Genomic DNA, 26,504 nt, shown 5'->3' with positions numbered 1-26,504 from the left:
TCATTGCTCCTTTTTCATTTTTTCCAATACGACATCCAACCGATCAAATCGCTCACTCCAAATTTTCTCGAACGGCGCGACCCACTCAAAGATCGGCTTGAGACGTTCGGCATTCACCCGATACATTCTCTGACGACCGACACGCCTCTCTTTCACCAACCCAACCTGCTTCAACACCCCCAAGTGTTTACTCACCGACGGCTGGTTCCAGCCAAGCAGTTCGACCAACTCATTGACCGAATATTCCTGCTCGCCCATCGCCTGAATAAGTTGACGTCGCCTGGGCTCGGCTACTGCGTTGAATGGATCATGAGTCGTCGGTGTTCGCGCCATACCAAGTATTATATTCCTATATAGGAATATGTCAAGAGAGAAATTCGGAGATTAGAGACTGGAGATTTGTTACTTGTTCCTTAACTTTGTCGCCAACAGGCTATCGTTTCGAGAAATCCTGCCAGCGCGTCTGACCCCGATGTTTCGCCGACGGAAAGTATTTTGCTCATCGGTAAATAGATGTTTTTATCTTCGATCAACGCATCGAAAAATTCATGCCACAACTCCCCCGCCTCGCCCTTCGCCGCCGACCTCAACCACGCCCCCGAAAGCGAGGTGGTTAGCGGCACAGCAATATCAGCAATTTCTTCTGTAATGTTCTTCGCCAACTCTTGCGGATGAATCATCCAAGCCGCATACATGGCGCCCATGAGGAAGTCATCGCCCGCGGGCGTGAGTCCGATTCCCAAGCCAGCGAGTTTGGATGAAATAGTTTTTGTTGTTGGAAAATCCGCTTTGATGATTGCGGTTGTTAGAGAATTAGACGCTTCGACAAGCTCAGCGCGGCGGAATTGGAGAATTGATTCGTTTTCGTTGTCAATTTGCAATAGGGCTAAACGATTTGTGATTTCATCTTTATTTGTTCGTAGGTTGTCCCATTTCGGCGCGGGGTTCCATGTCTGCGCGTTTGCAAACGAGATGGTGATGTCTCCAAGCGATAACTGTTCATCATGAATAGACACTTTCGATTCGACGGCGAGATGCCTGGCGAATATAACGGGTTCATCCACAACGAGATTAAAGGGACCGTTTCCAATCTCCGCATGAACAATTGAGAGAATTTCTCTTCTTTCGTTGATCAAGTTACACACCTCATCGAATACATGCAAAACTACAGGCTGGTTGGAAAGCGCCAGCCAACCGGCTAAAGACGGGGACTGAGACAGCGCGCGAATATCATACATACGTGTAGTTTACTTCAATACTTCTTCCCTTGCCTGCGATGCGTGTAGCGTGAGGTTCATAAAGGAGATGGATTTTCCTCCGCTGTTTTATGGAAAAGTCTCTTGTGTCCGCGCGATCCGTCTCTAAAGAGGCGGCTTTATAAGAAGACCCTGAATCCTCGCGAATAAGGCATTGTCATTTCTTGAGCCTCTCGTTATAATGTCAGTCTTTCGGGCGGGTAGCTCAGTTGGTTAGAGCACTGCTTTGACATAGCAGAGGTCGTAGGTTCGAGCCCTATCTCGCCCACTGGGTTCGTAGACAAGTAAACAGGTATCCATACACCAAAACGCATTGACCGAGACGAGTATGTGGTCACATCCCTGACAGGGAGAAGAGAACGAAGATTGAGAGTCTCTTCAAGGGAAGTCCACAGAAAACCACTCGCGAGCGTTGAGTTGAAAAGTGATCAGTGAGAAGTGATCAGTGAGTAGATGATACGGGTTGCTCCGTTAGAGGCTGAAGAGATGTGCGACAAAATTAATTTTGTCGTACAAATCGGGTGGAACCGCGTGAAGAAAATTCTCGCCCCGTGTGTGGGCGAGTTTTGTTTTAACTCCCTCCGTCCTTCGGACACCTCCCCCAAAATCCGACGAACCCCAGTCGGATTTTGGGGGAGGTAGGTGGGGCGAAAGGAGATCGCGATGACTGAAGACAGCGCCAACACTCATCAGCGGCTCGGAGGATTTGCTATTGCTTCCCTCTGAGGCGCGAGGATGTCCACGAAGCAGTAGCAGGTAAAAGCTTGTACTGAGCGAAGTCGAAGTATCAAGAAAGGAAGCGAAAATGTCGCAACAAGTTCAGGAAAAGTACGAAGAGTCAAATCTGTACAAGATCCGTCATTCGGCGGCGCATGTGATGGCGCAGGCGGTGATGGAGATGTTCCCCGATGGGAAGATCACGATCGGTCCGCCTGTGGAGAACGGGTTCTATTACGATTTCGACCTGCCGCGCAACCTCACGCCCGAAGATTTGGAGCAAATCGAAAAGCGGATGAGACAGATCGTGCAGGGCAAACACGAGTTCAAGAAGACGGTCATCTCAGCGGAGGAGGCGAAGAAAATTTTTGCGAACCAGCCGTACAAGTTGGAGTTGATCGAGGGACTCGAAAAAGGCGGACTCGATGAGTACGGAAATCCGCTCAAAGAAAAGCCCGAGATCTCGATCTATCAGCAAGACACGTTCGTGGATTTGTGCCGCGGTCCGCATGTGCAAAGCACGAAAGAGATCAAACAGGATGCGTTCAAGTTGATGTCTATTGCGGGCGCGTATTGGCGCGGCGACGAGAAGAACAAACAGTTACAGCGCGTCTACGGCACGGCGTGGGAGAGCAAGAAACAGCTCGAAGAATATCTGCACCAGCTCGAAGAGGCGAAGAAGCGGGACCATCGCAAACTCGGCAAAGAGCTGGAAATCTTCACGTTCGACGACGAGATCGGTCCTGGCTTGCCGTTGTTCCTGCCGAACGGCGGAGTGATGATCGAAGAGTTGGAGAAACTCGCCAAAGAGATGGAAGAGAAGGCAGGCTATGTGCGCGTCCGCACGCCGAACCTGACGAAAGAAGATTTGTTCATTCGTTCAGGTCATCTCCCCTATTACGCGGAGAGCATGTACCCGCCGATGGAACTCGAAGGCGTGAAGTATTACGTCAAGCCGATGAACTGCCCGATGCACCACAAAATTTTCGGGTCGAAGCCGCGCTCGTATCGTGACCTGCCGATTCGTCTCGCGGAATATGGAACGGTCTATCGCTACGAAAAATCAGGCGAGTTGTTTGGTCTGATGCGCGTGCGGTCTTTGCAGATGAACGACGCGCACATGTACGTGACGGAAGATCAATTTGAGCAGGAGTTCCTCGGCGTCGTTGACCTGTATCTCAAATACTTCGAGTTGTTCGGCATCGAGAAATATGTGATGCGACTGTCCCTGCATAGCAAAGCAGGGCTCGGCAAAAAGTATGTGGACAACGAACGCCTGTGGCTCAAAACGGAAGACATGGTGCGCCGCGCAATGGACAATGGCGGAGTGCCATATGTGGAAGCCGAGGATGAAGCCGCATTTTACGGTCCCAAAATTGACGTGCAGATCTGGTCGGTGATCGGCAAGGAGTTTTCGCTCGCCACGAATCAAGTGGACTTCGCCCAGCCCGAACGCTTCGACTTGAAGTACATCAACAAGGATGGGCAGGAAGAAGTGCCGCTGTGCATCCACCGCGCGCCGCTCTCCACGCACGAACGCTTGATTGGGTTCCTGCTGGAGCATTACGGAGGCAACTTCCCCGTGTGGCTTTCGCCTGAGCAGGTGCGCGTCATCTCGATCACGGACAATCAAAACGAGTATGCGGAGAATATCGCAAAGCAACTGCGTGAGAATGGCGTGCGCGCTCATGCGGATCTGTCGTCGCAACGCATGAATGCCAAAATCCGCTCGGCGCAGTTGATGAAAGTGCCGTATATGCTGGTGGTCGGCAAGAACGAGATGGAAGCGGAGCAGGTGTCTCTGCGCGTGAGGGATGGAAGCCAGCAGAACGGCATCGCCTTAAGCGAATTTATTGCGCGTGCGAAGGACCGTATCGAAAAACGAGCAGGTGAGTTATAAACCTGACGGCGGACGATACAATACAGGCGGAGGATTTTCCTCCGCCTGTATTATTTCACCAGCGCGTTGTTGAGTTGCGGGATGCGCGCGATCTCTTTGATTTCGAATCATGCGCTTCCTTCAATACAATAACGAGGCGCCTTCCAGCGGGAGGGTATCGAATATTCGAGGAACGGCAATCAGTAGATCACGAAAAAAGGCAAGCCACTCAGAAGGCGTGGATTTTGGGTTGACGATATTCAGCCATGAATAATCGTCAGGGTTAGGGACATCGTAGCCCTTACTTCGTCCAGCCTGCAACTCGCTTCTGACCGCTTCGGGTATCCAAACCTCATCGAATAATTTAGGAAGCCAGTCAATACCGCCAATGCGATAAAGATAAAGAAGCGGCGACGTATTGCTGACGGCTTTAGGCATGAGCGTTTTCTAAATCTTCAAGTTCGGCGGCAAAAGGGAAAACCTTGTAGCGATTCAAACTGAGCAGAAATTCCACTCTGGACATTCCTGCCAGTTCAGACGCTCGCCCCGAAGAAAGCCTGCCCATTTCATATAACTTAACCGCCGCCAGCATGCGGATTTCACGCCCAAAAGACTCAGCATCGGTCTTTTCGGCAAGAAGCACCTTGTCTGGAATTTCGATCGTAACTTGTTGGAGTGTCATTTTTGCTCCTTTGTTCCACCGCTAATTTTACTTCGCTTCGACTGATTTTTTCATACGGATTTTGTTTCGCATGGGTCATGCCAACGGCTGGCGAGAACAGCGAAGCCACCCGTTCGCAACAACCGCACTCGAACACAAACCCGAGCGCGGCTCTAGAAGATTGACTGTAGGTTGAATTCCTGCTTCAAAACCGCCCTGAAAAAGAAAAAGCCCAACGTCTTTTGTTAGACACGAGGCTTTTTAGATCGAGTTTTCCTCAACCCTTGACACTGCTGTTCATCGGTAGCCCGTTTTTATTTTTGACTCATTATCTTTTCGATCAACTCGCCCAATGCTTCTTCAAATTTCTGCTCTGTAATATCTCCTGAGTCAAGTGCCTTTTTCAACTCATCAACAGATTTTTCAAGGGCTTCAAGTCTTTTGGGATATTCCTTTGAAAGCATTTCCTCTAATTTTGACATAGTTTCTTTGTCAAAAGAAGTATCCATCATTCTAGCAATAAGGTTTCCCGGCTTTAAGTTGGTTAGTAACTCCTGATACTTTTTATAGCGACTAATGACTTCTTCAGGATTTTCGACACCCTTAAGAATTTCTGTTCTGACCTGATTGCTTTGTTGTTGAGTAGCCTGTTTTTCAAGTTCCAACAATTTTTGATTGAACTGAATTTCAAGCAAACTTTTTTCTTGCTCAAATCTTTCTTGAAGTTTTTCTTTTTCTCTTTGCCAAGCAAGATTTTCACGCTTTATCTGGAGACGATGAGTGTACCAAGCGCCAATACTTCCGAAGATTAAACCAATCAATCCAGATATTATCCAGTTAAATAATGCGGTTGTATCTAACGTTGGCATAAAGACCTTTTTGCAGTGCGAATGATGATTAACTCAAAATATATCGCTGTGTCAAAGCGATGGGCTAACCACATCTTAATCCTACTTTCCGCCGCATAAAACGCCGCAAGGGATAGTTATATGGCGGATTCTTTAAAACCACTTATCTCCTCGCCATTGTACACCCAAAGACTGCCCTCCACGCCTCACAACAAATTCTCGTTCACCAGCAACTCCGCATTATAGATCGAGCCGCCTGCCGCGCCGCGGATGGTGTTGTGCGAGAGGACAACGAACTTCAAATCCAAGATCGGATCGCGCCTGACTCTGCCGACGACGGTTGTCATCCCTTTGCCTGCCAGGCGGTCGAGGCGCGGTTGTGGACGGTCGGTTTCCTCGCGGACTTGAATCACAGGTCGCGGACTCGACGGCAACTCGCGCGCGTTCGATGAATTGAGTCAATACACGTCCGCGTTGCGCGTGCTTGGGTCGTATGCGAGGTTTAGGGGATAGCGAAAACTGTTCTAAAAAGAAAAAGCCCCGACGACTCGGGGCTTTCTTCATTTATTTTTTATCTCCACCTTTGACGCGCTCGTTGTATATCGGTGACGCGCCTTTCTCTTGGTAAGAAATGCTGAAAGTTCATCAACACTCTTGATTTGCAGTTTGTAATCTGATGCAAAATTTTCATTTGTCGATTTCCGAAATGAGTTTCGAGTAAAACCATCATAACCAATTTCGATTTGCATTTTTTTCGCTACTTCAAAGCACCACCTTTGAATTTTCTCTATTTCATTGCAAAGTTGGCGTGCAGTTAAACTATGTCCTGTTGGTTGCCCATGAAATATCTTGTTACGAAAGCTATTTATGCCGTCAAGGTCTGCTTTTAACAAATCATAGGATGATCCAATTATGTCTTTGTAAGTTTTTGGATACAAACGATTAAATTTGTCTATAAAATCGTTGAAGTATAGATTATTATTTGAAGCAATGGTTTGAATGATAGATGGCACATCTTTTTTCTCAAATATGGGATATTGATAAATCAGGTATGAGAAAATCCGCCTAACTTGTCGCTCACTCTTTACCCAAGCAATTACAAAGGCATCAGTTCGCCCTGTCGTGTAGGGTGAATTCACCAATATTTCGACAGTTCTAAATTCATTGTAGATGCTGTTAGGAAATTGCTTATTGTGAGACATGAAAACACAGCCTTATTTAAGCTTAGTATTGATGGTCGTTTGACCTTGTTCAAAATATTGGCCGGCTGTGCTCATTAATACTCCAATCCATTCGTCAACCCATTTAACCTTTGCAAGTTCAGGATTAGAGTTGGTGTAATCGGTACATTCTTTTAGCAAGGTGCTATTTTCTGGCAGAAATATGAACGGATATGCGCTGTCGGCTAAACCATAATCCCATACTTCAAGCGTTAATTCCCAACCTTTGATCGCTTCGTCAAACATGTTTTTTTCTGTGTTCAATGATGATGGCCACGAGCCATTCAAGAGAGAGTAGGCACTTTTCACTTCTGCGAGTTGATTTCTGTAATCGTCATTGGATACGCCCTGTTCTGTCATAACGTTTAGTTTTTCTGCTTCTATTAAAAAGTTGTTGAGATTTGATCTGAACTCTGCTGAAATTCCGCTACCACGAAGAAGGAGGAAGCCAATTACACAAATAACGGCAAGAAGCAACGCGCCACCTATACCCGCAAAGGCAAAAATAACTTTCTTATCAATTGTGAAAGCGTTTTGTTGTTTGTTAACGGGGGATTGCGCTTGAGGCGAGTTGATAAACTCAGGCCTGTATTGTGATTGGGGTCGTTCAACTTGAGACGATATAATTTTCTTGCTTGTTTCAGCAAAAAATCCTCTGGCGCTGTATTCTGGATGACTTGTGATTTTCCAAAAAACGAAATCAATGGGCCAGAATTCAAAACCTTTGATGGCGATGAACCGTTCTGAACCTCTTAATACCCAAGAACCGCCAAATTCATGACGCATTATTTCTCCTAGATAAGTCCCCCAAATATTGGCTGTTCTGGAAATAGCAAGATTTGTTTTTTCGTCTTTCATTCGACTAGATAGGTTTTGATAAGCCTGAGACAATAGGTCATCCAATTTACCTATGCTTCGCTCTGATATGTCTAAATCCTGCCCAAACTTTTCTTTGGCTAATTTAATCGCATAATCGGTGGTTGCTTTCATTTCATCTTTGACATTAGTCATGATGTCTCCATGTGACATTAATTTATACCGTAAGAAGATGGCTAATTAGGAACAGACAGTGGCGTCTCCGTATACCATCCTAACTTATTTGGGATGGTATACCGCCAAAGTCGGAAACTTTATAACCTCTTACTCTTTTCCATTGTACTCCCGAAAACTCCTATCCAACTTCCTCACGGTATGTTTTTGTCATCTTGTTAAGTTCAGGAGTTCCGATTTTTTACTCATACCTCACAACAATCCCTCGCTCACCAGCAACTCCGCATTATAGATCGAGCCGCCTGCCGCGCCGCGGATGGTGTTGTGTGATAGGACGACAAACTTCAGATCCAAGATCGGATCGCGCCTGACCCTGCCGACGACGGTCGTCATCCCTTTGCCTGCCAGGCGGTCGAGGCGCGGTTGTGGACGATCCGCTTCTTCGCGGACTTGAATCACGGGTCGCGGACTCGACGGCAACTCGCGCGCGGCTGAGGCGGCGGAGAAATCTCGCAGGATCGCCTCCGCAGTTTGAGGGTCGGTGGGACGCGTCAACTCCACGCTGGCGCAGACGAGGTGACCATCCGTCACTGCTACGCGGGTGGTATGCGCGCTGAATCGGATATCCGCCAGATCAATTTTGTCTTTGTTGAATTTGCCAAGCATCTTGCGCGGCTCCCATTCCACTTTTTCCTCTTCGCCTTTGATGTTGGGAATCACATTGTCCGCGATGTCGAGCGAGGCGACGCCAGGATAGCCCGCGCCCGAAAGCGCCTGCAACGAGACCGCGAAAACTTTTTTCACGCCGAACGCATCGTCGAGGGCTTTGAGCGCGATGGTTAACCCCGTGCTCGTGCAATTCGGATTCGTGATGATGCAACCGCTATAGTTTTTGTTCTTGCGTTGTTGTGTGACGAGATGGATGTGATCCGCGTTGATCTCGGGGAGGAGCAGTGGCACATCGTCGTCACGGCGATAGGACGATGCGTTGGAACACACCGCCATGCCCGCGCGCGCGAACTGCGGTTCGAGGTCTTTGGCGATCTCGTTGTGCAACGCGGAGAAAACAATTTTTGCCTGCGCCGATTCGACTGTGGCTGGCACGACGATCATGTCTTTGGCATAGTCGGGCATCGGTTCGTTCAAGATCCAGCGCGTGGCTTGCGAATATTTTTGCCCGACCGATTTATCGGACGCGGCAAGCGCGACGACTTTGAACCAGGGGTGATTGTCTAATAACGAAATAAATCTTTGACCAACTGAACCTGTTGCGCCGAGGACGGCTACGGGGATGGGGGAGGGCATGGGAGGGAGTCCTTTTGAGGTGTGAGATAGAGATATGGGATACGGGATATGAGATATGAGATATGAGATATGGGATACGGGTTACTTACTTCGTACTTCATATTGCCTATTTGCCTATTTGCTCATTTGCCTTCTTGTCGACTTGTTAACGATCAACCCATGCAACGCTTTCACCGCATGTTCCGTATCGCGCGCGTCAACGACGAGACTGATCGAAACTTCCGACGAGCCTTGCGCGATGGCGAGCACGTTGACGTCCTCCTCGCCGAGTCGGCTGAACACCTGTCCCGCCACGCCGGGCGTATGGAGCATTCCCGCGCCGACGACGGTGATGATGGAAACCTCATCGGTAGACCAGACACGGTCAATGTCATTGTCTTCGATCTCGCGCGCAAACGTCCCTTCGAGCGCCGAGACAACCGACGACGCGGCTTCGGCAGGCAAAGCAAAACAAATGGATTGCTCCGACGAGGCTTGCGTGATCAACGGCACACTCGTGCCAGTGGACGCCACCGCGCCGAACGCGCGCGCCGCCACGCCAGGCACGCCCAACATACCGCGCCCTTCGATGGTCACCAATCGTTGTTTGCGGATCGCGGTCACCGCTTTGATGACGCGCCCATTCTTTTTTCCATTCGACGTTAATCGCGTGCCCGCATGAGTCGGGTTGAACGTGTTGCAAATCCGCAGTCCAATGCCCGCCTCCACCACAGGTCGAATCGTTTTCGGGTGCAACACTTTCGCGCCGTAATACGCGAGTTCCGCAATTTCGCCATAACTAATTTCAGCCAACGTCTGCGCCTCTTTCACAATACGCGGGTCGGTCGTCATCACGCCGTCCACGTCGGTCCAGATCCACACCTCATCGGCGGGCAAGGCTTTGCCGATGATCGCGGCGGAATAATCGCTCCCTCCGCGCCCCAACGTGGTGACGATTCCATCGGGTGTCGCGCCGATGAACCCCGTTGTGATCGGCACAATGCCCGCATCGAGGATTGGATTCAACGCCGCGCGCGTCTTCTCTGTCGTGACTTTGAAATCGGGATTCGCGTTCTGGAAGTGAGCGTTCGTGACGACAAATTCGGCTGATTCAATCCATTCGGCTTTTATCCCCGCCTCGTTCGCCACCGCCGCCAGCAAGCGGACGCTCATCCGCTCGCCCAGCGACGCCACCGCATCCAACGCGCGCGGGCTGGCTTCGCCGATCACGGCGATCGCGTTGCATAAATCGATAAGCGCGAGAATCAGAGAGTTGATTTCGATTTTTGTTTGCTCGCGGAGTGTTTCATCCTTGACGAGCGAATCAAGCGCGGAGAAGTGTTTTTGCCGAAGCGTGGATTCGGCCTCCGCAAGCGAATCAAGCTTCCCCTGCGCGGCGAGCGAAGCCGATTGGAGCAGAAGGTCGGTCACGCCGGACATCGCCGAGGTCACGACCACGACGCGCGCCCAATCCTTCTTCGCATTGCAAATGATCTGCGCCGCGCTGACGAGCGCATCCGCAGAACCGACGGACGTCCCGCCGAATTTCATCACGAGTGTTTTGCTTGACATACTCTTCTCCTTGAACTTAAGACCTGACAGGTCTTCTAAGCGTATTGGTCTATCCTGAGGCTTGCGCGGACAAAGATCACTGACGAGCGAACTTTTGCGGAGACCTGTCAGGTCTATGTTTCGAGATAAAAAAACGCCCCACGTTTCCGTGAGGCGTTGCGCATTTCGAGATAACTTTTGTGCGAGTTACTTCATCCATCCAAGCGCAAATTCCTCACGGAGAGTTCCTGAGGTAGTAGTAGTCATGGTGGTGAAGCAAGCGTGTTGCATGTTGGGCGGTATTCTATGCGAGGCATGAGATTGAGTCAAGTGACGAATTTCGAATTCGCCATCTACTTGAGCGCCTGGTCAATGTCCCAAAGAATATCTTCGATATCTTCGAGACCGATCGACAGGCGGATAAAATCGGGGCTAACGCCGGCGGCGAGCTGTTCTTCTGCCGAAAGTTGCGAGTGGGTGGTGCTGGCGGGATGGATCGCCATGGATTTCGCGTCTCCCAAATTGGCGACGTGGCTGAGCAGTTGCAACTTGTCGATGAAACGCGCGCCCGCTTCTTTGCCGCCGTGAATGCCGAAGCCGAGCATGGCGCCCGAGCCTATGGGGAGATATTTTTTTGCCTTTTGATGATCGGGATGCTTTGGTAAACCTGAATAGGTGACCCACTTAACTTTTGGATGATCCTCTAAAAATTCCGCTACGCGTTGCGCGTTTTTACAGTGTTGTTCCAAGCGCAGGGAGAGGGTCTCCAATCCTTGCAGGAACCACCAGGAAGCGATGGGCTGTTGACACGCGCCGAAATCGCGCAGGATGCCCGCGCGGGCTTTGGAGATGAAGGCGGCGGGACCGAAGTCGTCGGCGTAGACTACATGATGATAGGAAGGATCGGGTTCGGTAAAGTTTTTGAAGCGCCCGCTTTTTTTCCAATCGAAATTTCCCTTGTCCACGATCGCGCCGCCGATGGCTGTGCCATGCCCGCCGATGAATTTGGTGGTGGAGTGGGTGACGATGTCTGCGCCCCATTCGAACGGGCGGCATAAATACGGCGTGGCAAAGGTGTTGTCGATCATCAAGGGAATGGCAAACTCGCGCGCGATGGCGGCGGCTTCTTCAAACGGAAAGATATTGACGAGCGGGTTGGAAATGGTCTCGCCGTAAATAATTTTGGTGTTGGGTTGAATGGCGCGCCGAAAATTTTCGGGGTCGCTGGGGTCAACCAACGTGACCTGGATGCCCAATTTGGGAAATGTATATTTGAACTGTGTGACCGTCCCGCCGTATAAAGTGGACGGCGCGACGATATGGTCGCCCGCTTCGCAAATGGTCAAAATGGCGGTGGCTTGCGCGGCATGGCCCGAACTGGTCTCCACGGCGCCGATGCCGCCCTCTAAACTGGCAATCCGTTCTTCAAACACGCTCGTGGTCGGGTTGGAGATGCGCGTGTAAATGTGACCCGCTTCTTGCAAGGCGAACAACCGCGCGGCGCGTTCCGTGCTTTGCAGATCGTACGCGGCGGTCTGATAGATCGGAACGGCGCGGCTGCCGGTCGCCGGGTCGGCTTCGTAGCCCGCGTGTAACTGCCGTGTGGAAAAACCGAATGTGCGAATATTCTTCATTGCGTTATGTTCCGTACTATCGCTCCACGTCAAACGCCGTGTTTTGATAGACGTAATAGTTCAGCCAGTTTGAATACAACAAATTGGCATGACCGCGCCAGCGCACGTTTGGAACTTGAGACGGGTCGTCATTGGGGTAATAATTTTTAGGGACGTGGATCGGCAAACCCTTGTTCACATCGCGGTCATACTCGCCTTTCAATGTGAGCGGATCGTATTCCGAGTGACCTGTTACGAAGATGTGCTTTCCATCCTTCGAGCCGACGATGTACACCCCCGCCTCCTCCGACTGCGCCAAAATTTGGATCTCGCTCACTTGGGCAATATCTTCGCTGCGGATTTCCGTGTGGCGCGAATGCGGCGCGAGGAAAAGATCGTCGAATCCGCGCAATAAACTTTCATTGGGCGCCAAGACGCGATGCTCGAACACGCCGAACATTTTGCGCGGCAAATCATATTTCGGAATCCCATAGCGGTGATAGAGCGCGGCTTGCGCTCCCCAGCAGATGTAAAAGTTGGATTCGACGTTTGTCTCCGCCCAATCTAAAATTTGGGTGAGTTCATCCCAATAATCCACATCTTCAAACGGCATTTGTTCGATCGGCGCGCCGGTGATGATCAACCCGTCAAACTCTTCGTTTTTTATTTCCTCAAACGTTACGTAGTGATTAAGCAGATGCTCGGCGTCCGTGTTTTTCGACTCATGCGTGGCGGTGTGCAGTAAAGTGATCTCCACTTGCAACGCGGAGTTGGACAACAGCCGCAGTAACTGAGTTTCCGTCGCGATCTTGGTCGGCATCAGGTTCAGGATCGCCACGCGCAAGGCGCGGATATCCTGGCGGAGCGCGCGGTCCTCGTCCATGATGAACACGTTTTCATGTTCCAGCGTGGCGCGGGCGGGAAGGGTGGCGGGAATTTTTACAGGCATGGGAAAAGAAAGGATGAATTCAGAAGGATGAAGGATGAAAATTCATCCTTCCTATTTCATCCTTCATCCTTTCTTAGTTGAGCGCTTGCTCCAAATCCCACAAGATATCGTCAATATCTTCGAGACCTACACTCAAGCGCACGAAGTCGGGTTTCACGCCCGCGCCGAGTTGTTGTTCCTCATTCAGTTGGCTGTGGGTGGTCGAGGCGGGGTGGATGGCGAGACTGCGCGCATCGCCCACATTGGCAAGATGGCTGAACAATTGCAGGCTGTCAATGAACTTTCTGCCCGCTTCCAAACCGCCCTGGATGCCGAAGCCCAAAATCGCGCCGGCGCCCTTCGGTAAATATTTTTTCGCGCGCGCATAATCGGGATGGCTCTTGAGTCCGGGGTAGGTGACCCACGAGACCTTGGGATGCTTCTCCAAATATTCGGCAACGGCTTGCGCGTTCTGCACGTGACGCTCCATGCGCAAACTGAGCGTTTCGAGTCCTTGAATGGTCTGCCATGCATTGAACGGAGCCTGGCACGCGCCAATGTCGCGCAGCACATGCACCCGCGCTTTGATGGCGAACGGAGGCAAGCCCGCGCCCGTTAAACTGGAATACACCAAGCCGTGATAGGAAGGATCGGGCGTGTTGAAGTTTTCAAACTTGCCGTTGCTCCAGTCATAGTTGCCGCCGTCCACGATGACGCCGCCGATGGTGGTCCCGTTGCCAGTGATGAACTTGGTGGTGGAGTGGGTAACGATGTGCGCGCCCCACTCAAACGGACGGAAGAGATACGGTGTGGCAAAGGTGTTGTCGATCAGCAGTACGAGGTGATGTTTTTTGGCAATTTCAGCAACTTCTTCAAACGGGAAGACGGCAATATCGGGATTCCCCAACGTTTCGCCGTAGATCACTTTGGTGTTCGGCTTGATCGCCGCCTCGAAATTCTTCGGGTCGGTTGGGTCCACGAACGTGACTTCGATTCCCAGCTTCGGCAGGGTATACGCAAACTGGTTGTATGTGCCGCCATACAAGTGCGATGAAGAAACGATATGGTCGCCAGCGCTCAGCAAAGTGAAAATAGCTTGCGCTTGCGCCGCATGACCCGAACTTGCGGCAAGAGCCGCCACGCCGCCTTCGAGCGAAGCGATACGCTGTTCCAGCACGTCGGTGGTTGGGTTCATCAAGCGGGTGTAGATGTTCCCCAACTCCTTGAGCGCGAACAGATTCGCGGCGTGTTCGGTGTTCTTGAACTGATAGCTTGTTGTCTGGTACAACGGCACGGCGCGGCTCCCGGTGGTTGGGTCGGGCGAATACCCGGCGTGCAACTGACGCGTGCTAAAACCATATTGACGTTCGACGACTGTGGACATGAAACTCTCCTTGAGTATGATTTATCCGCCCATCAGGAGAAGTTTAAAAAATTTACCTCTCCTGAAAGCACAAGAAGAGGCATCATTGACGATTCCGTCCTCTCATCTTCCAGATGTGAATGGCCGTTGCCATTCATATTTGCCGAATTTGGCACCATAACTTTTGGTTTGGTTGCCGAAGCATCAAAGGGTCGGTCCCTCCGCTTCTCTGGATAAGAGCGAATATTTAATTGCGCGTGTTATATCACGGTGAATCGAAATGTGTCAAGAGTTAAATGTGTTTTAGTCATGGGTTTCCCAGGAAAGCGCGCGACGTGTTCCAACGAATGACACGGATCGTGGCTTTGCAATAGACATAAAAGAGAACGTTTACACACTGGTTCGCCATATCCGAGCGTTCCGTCCTTGAAAACGCCATAGTTGAGTGCGGTATAATCCCAACCGCAATGGCTCGAAGAAAATCCCCCGAAGATTTATCTGTTGAAGAATTACGCCGTTTGTTGATCGAGAAACGGCGCGGCGCGCGGCGTGAACGGCTGGAGCATTTTAAAAGAACAGGCAGGGTCGTTGCGGTGGAACCGGACGCGCTCGAGTCGTCTGCTCCGGTGGTGGAGACGCTTGAGGAAACCGGCGACCAGCCTCAAGTTCCGGAGTCGAAGCGGCGGCGTGCCATGGACCGAGTCCTGTTGGCGGTGGAAGTCCTCGCGGTGGTGGGACTCGTCGGAGTCCTCATCAGCGGGTTCGGGGTCTTGCGCGATCTCAATGAAGAAGTCGCATCGGCGTTCGTGCAGGTGGAGTTGACGCCGACGCCGTTGGTGATGGCGGTGGTGCTTCCGTCGGGACATGTGCCGCCCGACGCGCAGGGAAACACGCGCCCGAACGTGGAGGAGATCCCCGAACATCTGCGACCGATGGTGCAGTCGCTGGAAAATTTGCCGATCCCCACATCCGCGCCTGATCAGGCGATCCGTTTGCAGATCCCCGCGTTGAGCGTGGACGCGCCGATCGTGCAGGGCGATGGTTGGGAGCAACTCAAAAAAGGAGTTGGGCAAAATCTCGCATCGGCGAACCCGGGCGATAATGGGAATGTGATCCTTTCGGCGCACAACGATGTGTACGGCGAGTTGTTCCGCTATCTGGATAAACTTGTGCCCGGCGATCAGATCATCATTTATACTCAACAGCGGCAGTATGTGTATGTGGTGGACCGCACGGCGGTCGTGGAGCCGACGGCGGTGGAAGTGATGGCAAGCACAGGAAGCCCAACCGTGACGTTGATCTCGTGTTATCCGTATTTGGTTAATGATGAGCGGATTGTTGTGTTTGGAAGGTTACAGAATTAATTGTTGATGTGCTGGTCGAGTAGCCCCGTGTAAGTCGGGGCGTATCGAGACCAGATTGTCAGTAAGCAAAACAATTTTCAAAACAAGAATTTGTGGTCTCGGTACGCCCTTCGCAACTAACGCTCAGGGCTACTCGACCACCGTATGAAATAAAAAGGAGTACATCAAATGGCAAAAAATAAAAGACCGATCGTAAACATGGCATCTTCGCAAAAGACCGTCGAGTTTAACCCCGACTACACTCACGTCAAAAAAGATCTGGCGCGTATCGGAACCCTCGCGGGGTTTTTCGTCGTCGTGTTGATCGTGTTGTCGTTCTTTCTCAAATAAATTTTTGCCACTGATTTCACGGATTTTTACAGAAATTTAAAATCCGTGTGAATTCGTGAAATCCGTGACTAAAGAGGTTTTATGTCGCGCATGTTTGTCCCCGGTCCCGTTGACGTTGCCGATGAAGTTTTGCAAGCGCAAGCCGCGCCGATGCTTCCACACCGAAGCAAAGAGTTCGAAGCCATCTTTCGCCGCGCTTCGGAAAAATCGCAAGGACTTTTTTATACCAAGTATCGCGTCTTCCTCAGCGCCTCGTCTGGGACGGGTTTGCAGGAAGCTGCGATTCGCAACTTTGTAAACAAGCGCGTCCTTTCCATCGTCAACGGCGCGTTTGCCGATCGTTGGTACGAAGTCGCCGTGTCAAACGGAAAGGATGTCGAGAAACTTTCTTTCGACTGGGACAAACCCGCTTCGCCCGACCTTGTGGCTGATTCAGTCAAACGCGGCGGATTCGAAGCCCTGACCGTCGTCCACAACGAGACGTCTACCGGGTTGCAGAATCCCGTGAAAGAGATTGCGGAGGCTGTCCGCGCGGTTTCGCCAGAGACGTTGATCCTCGTGGACGCGGTTTCATCCCTCGGCGGCGCAAAGATCGAAATGGATGCGTGGGGACTCGACATGGTTCTCACCTCGTCGCAAAAATGCCTCGCGCTTCCACCGGGACTCGCGCTTGGAGCCGTCTCAGACCGCGCCATGGAAAAAGCCAAGTCGGTCGAGAATCGCGGCTGGTACTTTGACCTCGTCCGCATGGAGAAGCATCGCGTGAAAGATTCCTCTCCCGCCACCCCGGCGATGTCGCTCATCTTCGCGCTCGATTTCCAACTGGATCGAATCTTCGCCGAAGGACTTGATAATCGCTTCGCGCGTCACTCCGCCATGGCAAAACGAGTCCAAGATTGGGCGGACGCGCACGACCTCTCGATGTACGCGCCCGAAGGCTATCGCTCGCAAACGGTGACGACGATCAAGAACGAGCGCGGCATCAACGTCTCTGAATTGAACGCCTTCCTCAAACAGCGCGAGATGCGCATCGCGGGCGGATACGGTCCGATCAAGGAATCCACCTTCCGCATCGCGCACATGGGCGAGATCCAAATGGAAGACATCGAGAAACTGCTTGTGGCGATGGAAGAGTACTTGAAGAAAAGTTGAAAGTTGCAGGTTGGAAAGTTGAAAGTTGAGAGTCTGGCAGATTTTGATTTCTTGCCCAGACTCTTTTTTATTTATAATCAGGCAACATGGATTCGAAACCTGTGACCTTTGACCTGCAACTTGAAACAATGATCTATGGCGGCGACGCGATGGGACGCCTGCCCGACGGTCGCGCGGTCTTTGTCCCGTTTGGGTTGGCGGGAGAAAAAGTCCGCGCGAGGTTGACGGAGGAGAAGAAAAATTTTGCGCGCGGGCAAATTCTCCAAATTCTCGAACCCTCAAAAGATAGAATTCAGCCCAGATGCAAACATTTCTTTTCTCCTCTCGCGCTGAGCGGAGCGCTAGCGGAGACGAAGCGGGGAGAGGGGACAGGGGTGAGGGCTTGCGGAGGATGCCATTACCAGCACCTTCCCTACGAAAAACAACTTGAGATAAAAAACGAAATTCTGATTGACCAACTCAAGCGCATCGGCAAGATCGAAAACCCGCCCGTTCAGCCGATGATTGCGTGTCCCACTCCATGGAATTATCGCAATCACATGCAGTTCTCGCTGGATGAACACGGCAAACTTGGTTTTCAAGCGCCCAACTCAAACAAGATAATTCCTATCGCTGAATGTCACCTTCCCGAACCAAGCATCAACGATTTCTGGCATCAACTTGAATTCGAGCCTGAAACAGACATCGAGCGAGTCTCTCTTCGCGCGGGAAACGATGATGACTTGATGCTCGTCCTCGAATCGGATTCTCCTGAGCCGCCTGAACTCGAGATCGAAGCGGGGATTTCCATCGCGCACGTGTACGAAGAAAACTCCGTTGTCATCGCGGGGAATGACCACATCCTCATCCGCGTGCTTGACCGCGATTTCAAAGTCTCCGCCGCGTCGTTCTTTCAAGTGAACACGGTCATGGCAGGGAAGATGGTCGAACACTTAATTACCCAATTACCAATTACGAATTCATCTACTTTACTCGACCTCTACTGCGGCGTCGGTCTCTTCAGCGCATTCTTCGCTCCCAAATGCGGACGCGTGATCGGCGTGGAAGCCTCCTCATCTGCTTGCGAAGACTTCACGGTGAATCTCGACGAGTTCGATAACGTGGAGTTGTACGAAGGCGCTGCGGAGGAAATTTTACCGAGCCTCGTGGGGCGGATTGGTAATCCGCCCGATTACGTGATTGTTGATCCTCCCCGCGCGGGCATCGAACGTCACGCGCTGGACGCCATCGTCCAATTGAAGCCGCAGAAAATTGCGTATGTTTCCTGCGACCCGTCCACGCTGGCGCGGGATGCGGCGAGGTTGATCCAGGGCGGATATACGTTGAAAGAGGTGACTCCCTTCGACCTGTTCCCGCAGACGTATCACATCGAATCCATTTCGTTGTTTGACCTCTTGCATATGTGACTCTTGCTCTGCCACAGAGTCCACAGAGACTTTTGAGAAAGGCTTTTTTTCTCTGTGTTCTCCCCTGGCGCCGCCCGCCAGGGCAGGTGTGTGGCGAAAAGGACTTTCGCAAGAGGTCTATTTGAAAAAAGAAGAGCGACCCGATTGGGTCGCTCTTGTGATTTACGCCTTCTTATCTTGATCCGTCTTGTTCGTCATACTCTTGCGGATATCAGAACGGAGTTGCTCCGCTTCCTCCGAGCGTTTGCCTTGCGCTTCATTCGAGAGCGCGCCGAAGCGGTCCGAGAGGAGCATGGCGAGCAGGGCTTCCATGATATTGCCCGAGCCGCTCTCTTTATCCGCGCCGACAACCACGCGTGGGACCACATCCACTTTGGATTGTTGGATGGCTTCGGCAAAACGATTCAGCACAGTTTGCGTCACCTGGAACTGCGGCCCGCCATACGCGCGGACTTGTTCCTCGGTGGCTAACGCCTGCGCGATACCGATACGCGCTACCTTCTCGGCTTCCGCTTCTGCCAGCGCGCGGATTTGCGACGCCTGCTGGATCGAGCGTTGATATTCGGCTTTACCCTGATTCGACTGGATCTCGATGTTGAGTTCAGCCTGCGTCATGTTCGTTTGCATCTCGGCGCGGGCTTCGGCTTCGCGGAGTTCGCGTTCTTTCACCGCGGCTTTTTCCTGTCGGTCATACGTTTCAATTTGTTCCGCCGCGATCTGCCGCGAGCGCAACTGCGTGAGGATCGTTTCGATCTGCGTGTCGTTCTCAGGTGACGACGGCGTGCCGATCAACACTTCTTCCAACTCAAGATTGTAGTGCCTGAACTTTTCTTTCATCTCTTCGCTGGCAATGCGTTGAATGTCACTGCGTTCTTGCAGTAGCTGAATCAATGTGCGCGTCTGACCGATGTTCTTGAAATATGCCGCCACCATGGGGTCGAGCGTCTGCTCGACGAGACGTTTGATATCGCCGAAGCGTTGCACGACCAGCGGGGCTTTCTGATAGTCAATGTGTACGACTACCGACAAAGGTAGCGACGGCTCGAACGCGTCCTTTGTGATGAGCGAAACTTCGCTGAGGTTCTCATCGAACTTGTGCGCGCCTGTCTGGTTGCGGATCCATTTGAGAATGAAGTTGGTGGTCGGCACGGGAACCACGTTGCCCGCGTAGGTGTTGAACGCATACTTGCCGGGGAGCAGCGCTTCCTCCCACACGCCGCGTTGACCTCGCGCCACCAACTCGCCGTGACGATATTCCTTGCCCGAAAGGTCTTCGCCTGTCGCGCCTGTATACGAAACGACCACGCCGACACTGCCCACATCAATGATCGTCTTTTTGATCATTTCCACAGTGGCAAACAAGCGGTTGACGTAATAGGTGCCTTCCACCAACACTTGCAGTTGACGCCCGCGGAAGCCGCCCGCTTTCAAAAACTTATCGGGGTCTTGAAATTTATTGTGATACGTCGCGTCATTTTTCGGGTCGTCGCCGACCACGGGAGCGATGATCTCGCCCTGCGCCAGCGACGGTCCATCGTGGACGGTGGCAATGCCGATCTTGTCATCGGTGTCTTTGATAATGACCGGCACAAACCCGCCGCGTTCGGCGATCACTTGCGCCATGCCTTGAATCACTCCCATTTCTTCACGCGATAACGGCATCGAGTACACGCGCTCATCCGTCAGCACGATGAACTGCACGAGATTGATGGCAAACGTCCCTTCGCGTAAGACGCGGCGTTGCGGTCCGCGTTGACCGCCGTTCTTGAAAAAAGATTCCACGTCTTGAAAATCGAAAGCGGTCTCATTGGTCGCGAGCGCCTGCGTTGGTTCGAGCAGTTTGCCGTCGCGCGCAAAGATATAGCCCATCTTTCCCTGCGGAATGGTCACCAATGGAACCAGCCTCACCACATATTGGATCGGCATCAGGTAATGCAGACCGCCGCGCAAGACCTTCGGTTGAAAGCCTGCTTCGCCGTTGAGCGCGATGAACCCGCTTTTCACCGAGCCTTTGAAACCGAATCGCTTTTCTACGATACCGATGCGCGTGTTGGGGATGAATCGGATTCCCAAAAGCAGGAAGAGAACTACGAAGCCCATCAATCCCGCGCCTACTAAAAGCAAACCTGTCATTTTGACCTCCTTTGGTCACAACTGTATCTACGCAATCACCGCCCCGCAGGTTTCGTTTAGAACCTTGCCGAAAAACATGCGAGGCGTTAGTTCATCCAGCAGTTCAACTGCCGGATGAACTTTGGGTATTTTCGCTAATCTTCCGCGATCACGATCACTTTATCCTCGGATGAAAAGACAACCGCTTCAGACTTCTTTGGGTTTGTGTGCACGCCGTACGCCTTACCCGCCATTTTGGCTTCGCCGACAAGCCGGTAGCCGAGCGCAGTTTCCCCGCGCCTTCGCGCCGCCTCGACCACCGTATAAAAGTTGACCGCTTCGCCGAGAGTCACATAATCGCTGATGGGTTTGAGATAGATCTCCGCGCCTTCGGGGTCGAAGATGTCGGTGAACACATGGAACAGTTCGCCGTTCTCTGAAAGTTGCGACATCATCAAACTGACAAGATGTTCACTGACGATGAAATCGTCCACTTGTGTGGCTTCGGCGAGTTCGCGGTTGCGCAGGTCGAGCATCTCGCTGACGATGGAGAACGGCGTTTCGTCTTTCTCAGCCATGTCGCGCAGATGCAGTAATGTGACGAGCGTCTTCGCGTCCGCTTCTTGCGGCTCCATGGTGCTGTACGCCAGAACAATGACGTGATCGTATTCTTCCACGCCGAGTTTGTTGAGCAGATCGCGGTCGGTGGTTTCACCTTCCATCACCACGAGTTTTTGATTCTTCAACTTGCCGCCTTGCGCGCGGATTTGTTTTTCGATGTTGTAAATATCCGCCACGACGGTCACCTGCGAACCTTTCGGCACATAGTGATCGAGTTCATGCACGATGGTCGTGCCGCTTCGGTTCCAGCCAAGGATAAGACATTTTTCAGGCTTGGGTTTTAGCGGTTGTCGGCTCGAGTGGATGAGCGCGTTGTTGATCTGAGCCAAGCCTGATGTGGGAGAGACGCGGATCGTGTCGTCATCTGCCGAGAGGGCGAAGATCTGATCATCTTTTTCGATTCGCGAATCCATAGGCGGGCTGAGAAGGATCGTTCCATTCGTTTTACGCAAACCCATCACACATGAATCTTCAAAGGCGAGCAACGCCTCGCCAAAGGTTTTCCCCGTCAGCGCGGGTTCATTTCTAAAATAAATTTCATCGCCGCCGAAGTTCATCAGTTCGGTGTACACCATCGAAAGCCCCGATTGGCGCGAGGTTTGCGCCACGACTCGCGCAATGAGATCGCCGGTGAGGATGGCTTGCACTTTGTCTTTTTCGCCGACGAGTTTCAACACTGCCATGTTCTTCGCATGGCGGATCTGCGTGATGATGTGATACGGCGCGGCGCGGCGAGCGGGATTGTTGGTGATCGCCAGCGCGGTTTTGATCACGTCGGTATCGGGGTCTTCATTTTCGGGCGGCAGGATGATGATGGCTTTCGCATCATGCGGGCTTGTGATCTCAAGATCGTTCGGGTCTATCGGGCTACCGTTGCGGCAGATGATGCGCGTCTTCCCTTTGACTTCAACACGCTCGCGGATCTCATCTTCCATTTCCACTTTGTCTTTATCTGCCATGACCACGATGCGCGCGTTCGGTTGATTTTCATTTGCCGCCATCAACTCGTTCAACACCGTAAAGACCTGCGCCGACCAACCCAGCACGAGGGTGTGATTCGATTCTAAAACTTGCGACCGTCCCTTTCGCAGGCGTTCCATTTGCCCCTCGATGGCGTTGTTCAACACGCCGATCAACGCGCTGACGATGAAGATGCCGCCCAGCGTGACGAGCAACATGACAAGGCGATAGCCTGTGCCTGTGTCGCCGCCCATCGTGCCCGAATCCAGCGTGCGCATTAAACTTTCCCATGCCGCTTCTATAAATGGGATGCGTTCAGTCTGCCCTTCCTGCACGAACCCCGCGATCGAAATGATCGCGCCAGCCACCAGCACCACCGCCAGCGACAACACGAACAACATGCCGATCATGGCGGGCGTGCCGCGCGACATCTGGTTATCGAACCAATATTTGAACTTTTGACGGAACGTGGGTTTCATGAATCCTCCGCAATGAAATGATGGGGGCGATTATAAAACCAATTTGCAATTGCATCTCCCCCTGATGGCGGATTTACTTTATTATCCCGTTGCCTGAGAACACTTCTGAGAGGCTCGGGCCCTTTTGTTGTCGAATCACGGCATCATTGCTTTTAGGATGGGGTCTAGGTTCTGTCGGGAGATTCTCTTTTTGAATGGATTTTCCTAATGTATTTATGATTTTCAGAATTCTCTTGGCAGTTTATCAGCTACTTATAATCGTCTTTTGAAGATTCTTTTGTTCAACATTCCGAACAGAGTACCTTTTCCTGAAACTATGTTCCGACAAGTTTTTTCAATGGTTTGCATGATTGCTTCAAGCCTAAGATTTATTGGATCTTCGGTCTCTATACCTTCCCAAAAGATTGCCTCATATTTTTCAACTTGAGCTAAATGCTTTTCATATTGTTCATCTGTTCTGAAATGATTCCTAGGCCAAAGTTGAGCGAGCCTGCGGGCGGCAATAAATATTTCATGCACTAATTTTTGTAAATCATCGAAAGGCTCCGCTTCTTTTACGCCTATTTGAGCCATAAATCGGTAACGTATGGAGTATAGCCTGTTAAAAACCTCCTGATGCTCAGCATATCTCTTGTACACGATACTTGCATTTTTTCTAGAATCAAACTGTGCATCTGTTTCGTTAGAATCGCGCTCAATATCTGCAGTTTCACTGTTAAAGCTGAATATGCTTCGCATATGAATAATTGCATCTCTCGCCTCATAGAACAAAGCTAGTGTCTCTTCTGCTAATTCTATTTCCCGCCTTCCCTTTAGTTCGCGTCGCCAAGAATCGATGCCGTATATTGCTAACCATACTCCCAGTAGAATTGAAAGATTTTTTATGGTTTCGAATAAATTGTCAAACATTTCTCCTCCGTATCCTAATCATCCTTGCATCCTCTCCCATTCACCTAGTTTGGCATCCATTTCCCTCTGCACGCGCTCGTACTCTGTTCCCAGCGTGGCGGCTTCGGCGGGTTTCACGAAGGGACTCTCCAACTGCGCGCCAAGATTCGCCAGCGTCGCTTCTAGTTCGGCGATGGCGTTTTCCAATTCTTGCAACTGCGCTATCTTTCGTCTTTCCTCTTTCGTTTCTTTATTCTTTGCATTCTTCACATTTCGAGAATTTGAGAATTGGAGATTGGAGACTGGAGATTGGAAACTGGTTAGCCGCGCCGCTTGTTTCTCGCGTTCTTCTTTCATTTGCGAATACGTGCCGTTGAACACGCGCAAGACCTCCGAGGTCTGAGAGACCTCGGAGGTCTCCCCGCCGATCTCCCAGATTTGGGTGGCGAGCGCGTCCACGAGATAGCGGTCGTGAGAGACGAGCAGGATCGTGCCTTTGTACGAATCCAACACAGATTGCAAAATTTCCTGTGAGGGAATATCAAGATGATTTGTTGGCTCATCGAGCAATAACAAGTTTGTGTCTTGCAAGGCGAGTTTGGCTAGGGCTAATCGTCCGCGTTCGCCGCCTGAGAGCATGGACACAAGTTTGAACGCGTCGTCGCCAGAGAAAAGATATTTGCCGAGATAGTCGCGCGCTTGATACGGCAACATCCCTGATGCGGCGGTGATCTCATCCAACACAGTTTTCTCGGGGTCGAGTCCCTCGTGCGCCTGCGCGAAATAGCCGACGTGTAGACTCGCTCCCAGGATCGCCTCACCAGCCAGAGGGGCAAGGGAACCGAGTATCGTCTTGAGGAATGTTGATTTGCCCGCGCCGTTCGGTCCGATCAATGCGGCGCAGTCGAGTCGTCTCAATTCGATGTCGGGCGCGGCGAATAAAAATTTTTCGGGCGTTCCGTTTTCGGCGGCGTATCCCACCTTCAAATTTTTTGTGCGGATGACGAGATCGCCCGAACGATTCGTCGAACGCAGATGCAAATGCAGATCGGGCGTAACGCGCTGAGGAGGTCTCAGCGCGCGGACGCGGCGCTCGGCCTCCTCGACGCCGAACGGCGATTGCGTGGTTTCCACATCGAGTTGCGACCAATTCATGTTGACCGCTTCGATGCCTGCCTGTTCGATGGCTTGCACAACGCGCGTGAGCCGTTTGAGTTTACCTTTTGCCTGCAACGTGTTTTGCCCCGCAATATTTTTCTTGATGTATTCCATGTCTTTGAGCAGTTTTTCTTTTTCGCTTTCGAAAATTTCAAAGCGATGATTCCAGCGGATCTCGCGCTCGTTCAAATACGTTGTGTAATTGCCGCGATAATATTCCGATCCGCTGACCGCCATTTCAAGCAGAGCGTTGCAGGCGTGATCTAAAAAATAACGATCATGCGAAACGATGATCGCCGCGCCGTCCCATTGCGTGAGATAACTTTCAAGCCACTCAACAGCTTTGATGTCGAGATGGTTCGTCGGCTCATCGAGCAACAATAGATCGGGGTTCGACAACAACAATCGTGCCAGATGCGCGCGCGTGCGTTGTCCGCCTGAGAGATGATCGAGTGACATGTGAAAATCGGGTTCGTCGAATCCCAAACCAGTGAGCACTTGCTTGATGCGGATGGGATACATGTATCCGCCGCGCTCTTCGAACGTGTGTTGCACGCTTCCATATCGGACCAAAGCCTGATCGCGCGTCGTTGGGTCGGACATCTCATCTTCAAGTCTTTTCAGTTCGCCTTCCATGCGAATCAACTCGGCGAACGGCTCGAGGCACACATCCCATAACGCGCCCTGCAATTCAAAGTCCGCTTCTTGCGAGAGGTAGCCGATGCGGAGATTCTTGGCGCGCGTGATCGTCCCGTCTGAAGGTTCTTCCTGCCCGACGAGGATGCGCAACAGAGTCGTCTTGCCGATTCCGTTCGGTCCCACAATGGCAAGCCGCGCGCCTTTGGCAACCGAAAAGGTGACGCCAGAAAATAGATCTTCCGCGCCGAAGGATTTGGAGAGGGAACTTACAGTAATCAGTGACATAGTGAGCAGTGATCAGTATTGCGTATTGCGTACTTCGTAATTGTCCCCGAATTATAAAACAAGCGAGCGGACGTAGAGTCCGCTCGTGAGGATTTTTATTCTAGAACCTGTTATACCGCAACCAAGGCTTTTTCCACTTCCGCTGGGAGGTGGATAAAAACGAAGTGGCCGGTGTAATACAGGTAATCTTCCCCGCTTTCATCAATCACGCGAATCAGATCATCCTTTTCCGCTTGTTCGTCAGGGATGACTTCGTAGACTTTCCTCGTGATCAAAGACGCTTCGTAGTCTGTATTGTCAATGCAAAGGACAAATTGCTTTTTATTGTTCATAGGTCAATCCAAATATCGTTTGATCTTGATGTCTTTTCGACCGATCCCATGCGCTTCATACCAGTGAAGTTCAACATGGCGTATGTTGCCGTTTGGCAATTTGATACGGGCAAAGCCCTTGAGTTTCCTCCAACGTCCGCGCCCATGCATTTTTTGTAAATATGCAAGGTCACGAATTTTGGATCCGACAGCGATGGTTTCAATTCCCTCGATTTCGTCAACGATCTCAAATTTCACACTTGGAGTCTAGCACTTATCAGGTGACGACGCAAGTCGGATTCCGATGAGAGAGCGAGCAGCCGCCCCCCATCCAGCCTCCTCCCAATCCGACGATGAAAATTTTGTATGTGGATTCAATGTATGAATTGTCGGATTTGGAGAGGGAAGGGACGGTGATGAGGGGTGGCGATCAGTATTGTGTATTTCGCAATTGTCCCCGAATTATAAAACAAGCGAGCGAATTACAGG

24 protein-coding genes, 1 tRNA gene, 1 riboswitch and 1 other annotated feature are annotated in these 26,504 nt (G+C 51.4%); of the genes, 6 read left to right on the top strand and 19 right to left on the bottom strand.

Features of this window, described 5'->3' with window-relative positions; genetic code table 11:
* A complete protein-coding gene (locus tag IPM31_07450; protein ID MBK9006815.1) occupies positions 1-333 on the bottom strand; it encodes a winged helix-turn-helix transcriptional regulator in 333 nt (110 codons plus the stop codon).
* Between the two features lie 80 nt (positions 334-413).
* Positions 414-1,238 (bottom strand): DUF2877 domain-containing protein, encoded by an 825-nt coding sequence (locus tag IPM31_07445; protein ID MBK9006814.1) that lies wholly within the window; start codon positions 1,236-1,238, stop codon positions 414-416.
* A 212-nt stretch (positions 1,239-1,450) separates the two neighbouring features.
* Here IPM31_07445 and IPM31_07440 point away from each other — a divergent pair.
* Both IPM31_07440 and IPM31_07435 read left to right on the top strand, forming a co-directional pair.
* Positions 1,451-1,524, top strand: a tRNA-Val gene (locus tag IPM31_07440).
* A gap of 36 nt (positions 1,525-1,560) precedes the next feature.
* Positions 1,561-1,811, top strand: a binding site (T-box leader).
* 250 nt (positions 1,812-2,061) lie between these two features.
* Positions 2,062-3,873, top strand: coding sequence for a threonine--tRNA ligase (locus IPM31_07435; GenBank protein MBK9006813.1), 1,812 nt, complete (start codon positions 2,062-2,064; stop codon positions 3,871-3,873).
* 120 nt (positions 3,874-3,993) lie between these two features.
* On the opposite strand, the gene IPM31_07430 is transcribed toward IPM31_07435, so the two are convergent.
* From IPM31_07430 to IPM31_07380, 11 genes are all read right to left on the bottom strand, one after another.
* Positions 3,994-4,290 carry a hypothetical protein gene (locus tag IPM31_07430; protein ID MBK9006812.1) on the bottom strand — a complete coding sequence of 99 codons (297 nt, stop codon included), beginning with the start codon at positions 4,288-4,290 and terminating at the stop codon, positions 3,994-3,996.
* The gene (locus IPM31_07425) at positions 4,283-4,534 is read right to left on the bottom strand and encodes a UPF0175 family protein (GenBank protein ID MBK9006811.1); all 252 of its coding nucleotides are present in this window, start codon (positions 4,532-4,534) and stop codon (positions 4,283-4,285) included. The genes IPM31_07430 and IPM31_07425 overlap by 8 nt, the downstream gene beginning before the upstream one ends.
* A 293-nt stretch (positions 4,535-4,827) precedes the next feature.
* A complete protein-coding gene (locus IPM31_07420; GenBank protein ID MBK9006810.1) occupies positions 4,828-5,382 on the bottom strand; it encodes a hypothetical protein in 555 nt (184 codons plus the stop codon).
* A 185-nt stretch (positions 5,383-5,567) separates the two neighbouring features.
* Positions 5,568-5,795: a hypothetical protein gene (locus tag IPM31_07415; GenBank protein MBK9006809.1), complete on the bottom strand. Its 228-nt coding sequence runs from the start codon at positions 5,793-5,795 to the stop codon at positions 5,568-5,570.
* A gap of 126 nt (positions 5,796-5,921) precedes the next feature.
* Positions 5,922-6,563 carry a hypothetical protein gene (locus IPM31_07410; GenBank protein MBK9006808.1) on the bottom strand — a complete coding sequence of 214 codons (642 nt, stop codon included), beginning with the start codon at positions 6,561-6,563 and terminating at the stop codon, positions 5,922-5,924.
* 12 nt (positions 6,564-6,575) lie between these two features.
* A complete protein-coding gene (locus tag IPM31_07405; protein ID MBK9006807.1) occupies positions 6,576-7,592 on the bottom strand; it encodes a hypothetical protein in 1,017 nt (338 codons plus the stop codon).
* 231 nt (positions 7,593-7,823) lie between these two features.
* Positions 7,824-8,876 (bottom strand): aspartate-semialdehyde dehydrogenase, encoded by a 1,053-nt coding sequence (gene asd / locus IPM31_07400; protein MBK9006806.1) that lies wholly within the window; start codon positions 8,874-8,876, stop codon positions 7,824-7,826.
* Positions 8,877-8,990: 114 nt separating this feature from the next.
* Positions 8,991-10,427 carry an aspartate kinase gene (locus IPM31_07395; protein MBK9006805.1) on the bottom strand — a complete coding sequence of 479 codons (1,437 nt, stop codon included), beginning with the start codon at positions 10,425-10,427 and terminating at the stop codon, positions 8,991-8,993.
* A gap of 332 nt (positions 10,428-10,759) precedes the next feature.
* Entirely contained in the window at positions 10,760-12,040 is a 1,281-nt protein-coding gene (locus IPM31_07390; GenBank protein MBK9006804.1) for an O-acetylhomoserine aminocarboxypropyltransferase/cysteine synthase, read from the bottom strand.
* 16 nt (positions 12,041-12,056) lie between these two features.
* Positions 12,057-12,968: a homoserine O-succinyltransferase gene (gene metA, locus IPM31_07385; protein ID MBK9006803.1), complete on the bottom strand. Its 912-nt coding sequence runs from the start codon at positions 12,966-12,968 to the stop codon at positions 12,057-12,059.
* A gap of 73 nt (positions 12,969-13,041) precedes the next feature.
* A complete protein-coding gene (locus tag IPM31_07380) occupies positions 13,042-14,331 on the bottom strand; it encodes an O-acetylhomoserine aminocarboxypropyltransferase/cysteine synthase (protein ID MBK9006802.1) in 1,290 nt (429 codons plus the stop codon).
* A 99-nt stretch (positions 14,332-14,430) separates the two neighbouring features.
* Positions 14,431-14,550, bottom strand: a riboswitch (SAM riboswitch).
* A gap of 227 nt (positions 14,551-14,777) precedes the next feature.
* Here IPM31_07380 and IPM31_07375 point away from each other — a divergent pair.
* The 4 genes from IPM31_07375 (at position 14,778) to IPM31_07360 (ending at position 18,562) form a co-directional block, all read left to right on the top strand.
* Positions 14,778-15,674 (top strand): class D sortase, encoded by an 897-nt coding sequence (locus tag IPM31_07375; protein MBK9006801.1) that lies wholly within the window; start codon positions 14,778-14,780, stop codon positions 15,672-15,674.
* Between the two features lie 168 nt (positions 15,675-15,842).
* A complete protein-coding gene (locus IPM31_07370; protein MBK9006800.1) occupies positions 15,843-16,004 on the top strand; it encodes a hypothetical protein in 162 nt (53 codons plus the stop codon).
* An 81-nt stretch (positions 16,005-16,085) separates the two neighbouring features.
* A complete protein-coding gene (locus IPM31_07365) occupies positions 16,086-17,156 on the top strand; it encodes an alanine--glyoxylate aminotransferase family protein (protein MBK9006799.1) in 1,071 nt (356 codons plus the stop codon).
* A gap of 86 nt (positions 17,157-17,242) precedes the next feature.
* Complete coding sequence (locus IPM31_07360) at positions 17,243-18,562, top strand: class I SAM-dependent RNA methyltransferase (protein MBK9006798.1); 1,320 nt, start codon at positions 17,243-17,245, stop codon at positions 18,560-18,562.
* A 162-nt stretch (positions 18,563-18,724) separates the two neighbouring features.
* On the opposite strand, the gene IPM31_07355 is transcribed toward IPM31_07360, so the two are convergent.
* The 6 genes from IPM31_07355 to IPM31_07330 all read right to left on the bottom strand — a co-directional run bounded on the left by IPM31_07355 (position 18,725) and on the right by IPM31_07330 (position 26,273).
* Complete coding sequence (locus tag IPM31_07355) at positions 18,725-20,695, bottom strand: flotillin family protein (GenBank protein MBK9006797.1); 1,971 nt, start codon at positions 20,693-20,695, stop codon at positions 18,725-18,727.
* Between the two features lie 134 nt (positions 20,696-20,829).
* A complete protein-coding gene (locus IPM31_07350) occupies positions 20,830-22,734 on the bottom strand; it encodes an NAD-binding protein (protein ID MBK9006796.1) in 1,905 nt (634 codons plus the stop codon).
* A gap of 252 nt (positions 22,735-22,986) precedes the next feature.
* On the bottom strand, positions 22,987-23,643 hold the full coding sequence (locus IPM31_07345; protein ID MBK9006795.1) for a hypothetical protein: 657 nt from the start codon (positions 23,641-23,643) through the stop codon (positions 22,987-22,989).
* Between the two features lie 18 nt (positions 23,644-23,661).
* The gene (locus IPM31_07340) at positions 23,662-25,704 is read right to left on the bottom strand and encodes an ABC-F family ATP-binding cassette domain-containing protein (protein MBK9006794.1); all 2,043 of its coding nucleotides are present in this window, start codon (positions 25,702-25,704) and stop codon (positions 23,662-23,664) included.
* 110 nt (positions 25,705-25,814) lie between these two features.
* Positions 25,815-26,036, bottom strand: a complete 222-nt coding sequence (locus IPM31_07335; protein MBK9006793.1) for a hypothetical protein — start codon at positions 26,034-26,036, stop codon at positions 25,815-25,817.
* Between the two features lie 3 nt (positions 26,037-26,039).
* On the bottom strand, positions 26,040-26,273 hold the full coding sequence (locus IPM31_07330; GenBank protein MBK9006792.1) for a hypothetical protein: 234 nt from the start codon (positions 26,271-26,273) through the stop codon (positions 26,040-26,042).
* Positions 26,274-26,504 lie beyond the last annotated feature (231 nt).

It is taken from the genome of Candidatus Defluviilinea gracilis, assembly GCA_016716235.1.
GTDB lineage: Bacteria > Chloroflexota > Anaerolineae > Anaerolineales > Villigracilaceae > Defluviilinea > Defluviilinea gracilis.
Note: the sequence above shows the minus strand (reverse complement) of the source record. Positions and strands in the feature narration are given on the sequence as shown.